Annotated in this window: 5 protein-coding genes; 3 read left to right on the top strand and 2 right to left on the bottom strand. The window is 48.4% G+C overall.

All coding sequences use genetic code 11. From position 1 onward, the window contains the following. Positions 1 to 55 precede the first annotated feature (55 nt). Positions 56 to 247 (top strand): hypothetical protein, encoded by a 192-nt coding sequence (locus AC1DWB_RS32870; protein ID WP_477545299.1) that lies wholly within the window; start codon positions 56 to 58, stop codon positions 245 to 247. 25 nt (positions 248 to 272) lie between these two features. Here the strand turns inward: AC1DWB_RS32870 and AC1DWB_RS32865 are convergent, their stop codons facing one another. After that, positions 273 to 980 carry a response regulator gene (locus tag AC1DWB_RS32865; protein WP_477545298.1) on the bottom strand — a complete coding sequence of 236 codons (708 nt, stop codon included), beginning with the start codon at positions 978 to 980 and terminating at the stop codon, positions 273 to 275. 102 nt (positions 981 to 1,082) lie between these two features. Between AC1DWB_RS32865 and AC1DWB_RS32860 the strand changes: the two genes are divergently transcribed. Beyond that, positions 1,083 to 1,652 carry a hypothetical protein gene (locus tag AC1DWB_RS32860; protein WP_477545297.1) on the top strand — a complete coding sequence of 190 codons (570 nt, stop codon included), beginning with the start codon at positions 1,083 to 1,085 and terminating at the stop codon, positions 1,650 to 1,652. Beyond that, on the top strand, positions 1,588 to 2,502 hold the full coding sequence (locus AC1DWB_RS32855) for a sensor histidine kinase (RefSeq protein WP_477545296.1): 915 nt from the start codon (positions 1,588 to 1,590) through the stop codon (positions 2,500 to 2,502). The genes AC1DWB_RS32860 and AC1DWB_RS32855 overlap by 65 nt, the downstream gene beginning before the upstream one ends. On the opposite strand, the gene AC1DWB_RS32850 is transcribed toward AC1DWB_RS32855, so the two are convergent. Further along, positions 2,471 to 3,057, bottom strand: a 587-nt coding sequence (locus AC1DWB_RS32850) for an MFS transporter (protein WP_477545295.1), incomplete at its 5' end; no start/stop codon positions are given. The two genes, AC1DWB_RS32855 and AC1DWB_RS32850, sit on opposite strands and share 32 nt — an antisense overlap.

The raw sequence follows: 3,057 nt of genomic DNA, 5'->3' as shown, positions 1-3,057 counted from the left end.
CAGCGACAGCTGGGGCGATCGTTGTAGTTGAGAAGCGATAGGGGTGCGTGATTCTATGAAGACTGACAAGAACGAGCCAATGGATGTAAATTCTCATGACGAGCTGTCTGAGGAGGATTTGGAGCAGGTTGCAGGCGGATTGGAATCGAGCCGTATTCGTATTTGCAGCGTATGTAAACAACGAGTCGCTGTATTCCAGATGACGATCTGCGGATCTTGTTTCCGTGATCAGCACAAGGGCAGCTGACGCCTTGCCTTATGGGAGGCAAAGTTTACTGTACCGCACTATTAAATTTATAGCCAACGCCTCGAATGGTCAAAATGTATCTCGGATTAGCCGGGTCCACCTCAATCTTTTTACGCAAATTATATATATGTACCATAACCGTTCGGGTGTCACCCAAGTAACTGTCGTCCCAGAGTACGGAAAATAACTGATCGTTCTTAAACACCCGATTGGGGAATTTAGCTATGTGGAGCAACAGTCCGAATTCTTTGGCTGATAGGGCGACCTGTGTCCCGTTTACTTGAACGGTATGGGTGGAGGGATCGATCATTAAGCCGGGAAATTCAAGGATGGAAGGCAGATCTTCTTTGTTCGGAGTTACGAACATCGAGTTACGACGTAGGTGAGCTTTCACCCTAGCCACCAGTTCGGCAGGACTGAACGGTTTCGTAATGTAATCGTCCCCACCGACGCCCAGACCAACAATTTTATCAACATCATCGTCTTTACAACTGATGAACAGGATAGGCACATTGGATGTTTTACGCAGCTCCCGGCATACTTCGTAGCCGTCAAGCCCGGGGAGAAGCACATCCAGTATAATAAGCTCCGGGTTGTGCAGCTTCACAAGCGAACTAACCTCTGCACCGTTGCGGGAAGATAGTACTTTATACCCTTCCTTGTTTAAGTATAGATCGAGGAGCTCATTGATCTCCACATTATCATCAACTACAAGTATCGTTTCACCAGCCATTCCCGAACAACCTCTCCTTCTAAATACCAATGTACCTATTATATGCCATACGAACGTGCTAATCTATCGAATTATTATCCTCTATCCTAATGGTGGTCGCGAATGTACAAGAGACGAATCATTGTCGCCATATCCTTTGTCCTCTTCCTGCTCCTGTTCGCTTTCTATGTATTGAAGGGGACGTTGCCAGAAACAGTACTATCGCCAAAAGCGTATGAAGGCCAGATTGATCTGACACGTACTAATTTTACGGAGCAAAGTGTTTCTTTGAGAGGCGAGTGGGAGTTTTACTGGCAGAACCTGCTGGGGCCGGAAGACTTTCAACTTGGCCATCCGTTGCGGACTGGATTGATCCCAACACCCAGATCATGGGTAGGTTATAAGGTAGACGGACAACCCTTGCCTGCCCACGGTTATGCTACGTTTCGCTTGCAGGCTAAGATACCGATAGATGGACGAATGAAAGCACTTAGCATACATGATATAACATCCTCCTACAAGTTATGGGTGAACGGCGAATTGATCGGGTCGAATGGCACGGTCGGAACGAATAAGTATATGCAAGCCATTCGACCGCCGCGAAATGTTGGCGCGAGTAGAAACATTAATGGCATTAAAGAAAGCAGCGAAGGAAGCGCTGCTGAATGCGAACGAGCTAACTTTATTAAATGAGCAATTGATCGAGTTGAACCATAGCCTGGAACAGAAAATCGTGGAACGAACGCTAGAGCTCGAGGTGTCTAACCTTGATCTTGAACGGAAAAATGTAGAGTTAGCTCGGATGGAAGCGGCGCGACGGCACTTGTTAAGCAACATCTCGCACGAGCTGCGCACCCCGATGACAGCGATCCAGGGCTATGCCGAAGCGATCGTCGGTGGGGTCTTGAATGATCCCGACAAGCAAAAACGATACTTCCGGATGATCCTGGACAAAACCTTAGGATTGAATCGGCTCGTGCAAGATTTATTCGAACTGTCGAAGTTGGAATCACGCCGTTCCAATATGAGCTTGCAGATGGTGGATGCCGAGCCATGGATCTCACGTGTCTGTGATAAATATGGGACTGACATCAGGCAGGCAGGATTAGGCTTTCAATGTGACTTCCTGCCCGCTGAAGAACGTCTTCGCAGCACTTCGCTTGTCATGGATCCCGATCGAATTGACCAAGTATTGACTAATCTAGTCTTCAATGCGATCCATCATTCGGATAAGGGAGATACGATCTCACTAGGCTTCATCTTGGTCGACTCGGTACGACAGGGAGAAGTAAGCGTAGAAATGATCGTCCAAGTTAGAGACACAGGTTCAGGCATTACTCCAGAAGGATTGCCTCACGTATTCGAACGATTCTACCGTGACAACCGAGATGATGGTCCAGCAACCAACCAGGGAAGCGGTCTTGGTCTAGCCATTTCCAAAGAAATTGTCGAATATCACGAAGGGCGCATCTGGGCAGAGAGCGAGCTGGATAAGGGCAGCGTATTTTATTTCACGCTACCGGTTCATGTAAATGGAGCTTAGCTGCTCGTGTTCGGGTACGAGTTAGTCTCAGTGAAACGACGGCCGTACCAGCCGCAATGGCGACACCAGCTGCCCCGATCCAACTAATGGCTGTAAGCGAAGCTTGCTCAACAACCACACCACCAATTCCCGCGCCAGCAGCCATGGCCAATTGCAGAACCGAGCTATTCAGGCTTAGCATAATACCGGAAGCTTCAGGTGCAAGGGAAATCAAGTAATACTGCTGCGTAGGACCTGATGACCATGCGGAGAACGCCCAGAGCATGAGTAAGGGGAACACGATAATAGCTGATTGGGCAGATAAGGATAACAGAATTAAGGTCACCGCATGCAGCATCATCCCCCCGATTAATGTACGGGATACGCCCCACTTATCAGTGCTGAAGCCGCCGAACTTGGAACCGAACAAGCTGGCAATACCGAAGGCGAACAATCCGGCGCTCACACCTTGTTCACTTATCCCTGTCACTTGCAGCAGGAAGGGTGAAATGTACGTATAAGTGATGGCATACCCGACAATCCAGAAGAACGTAATCGTTAATGCAATTGCAATTC

Source organism: Paenibacillus sp. P4_E11 (genome assembly GCF_056401635.1).
Note: the sequence above shows the minus strand (reverse complement) of the source record. Positions and strands in the feature narration are given on the sequence as shown.